This is a genomic window from Achromobacter sp. 1011791174 (assembly GCF_059760925.1).
In genome coordinates this window covers 1-542 of the sequence record NZ_JCBANH010000207.1, presented here as the reverse complement: position 1 = coordinate 542, position 542 = coordinate 1, and the positions used below count along the sequence as shown (strand labels likewise).

Annotated in this window: 1 protein-coding gene; it reads left to right on the top strand. The window is 64.4% G+C overall.

The window, feature by feature from the left end:
• Positions 1-542: VCBS domain-containing protein (locus tag AC6LJ5_RS30340; protein ID WP_498142455.1), on the top strand; the 542-nt coding region annotated here is incomplete at both ends.

Genomic DNA, 542 nt, shown 5'->3' with positions numbered 1-542 from the left:
GCTCACCGCCAACGGCAAGCTGGACGTGGTCGACCCCGACAAGGGCGAGGCCGTGTTCAAGCCCCAGACCGACATCGCGGGCACGCATGGCAAGTTCTCCATCGACGCCAACGGCAACTGGAAGTACGAGCTGAACAATGACGATCCCAAGGTCCAGGCCCTGGGCGCCGGCGAAAAGCTGACCGAGACCTTCACGGTCACCACCGCCGACGGCACCACCGGCACGGTCACCATCACCGTCAACGGCACCAATGACAAGCCGACCATCACCGGCGTGGCCGCCGGCAACGTCAAGGAAGACTCGGTCGAGGAAGTCTCCGGCCAGTTGGACAAGCACGACGTCGACGCCAAGGACACGCACACCTGGTCCGTCAATGACGCCGGCAAGGGCCAATACGGCACCTTCACCGTCGACCAGAACGGCAAGTGGACCTATGTGCTGGACAACAAGAGCACTCAGGTCCAGGCCCTGGCCGAAGGCCAGAAGGTCACCGACACCATCACCGTGACCGTCGACGACGGCAACGGCGGCACCGCCACGC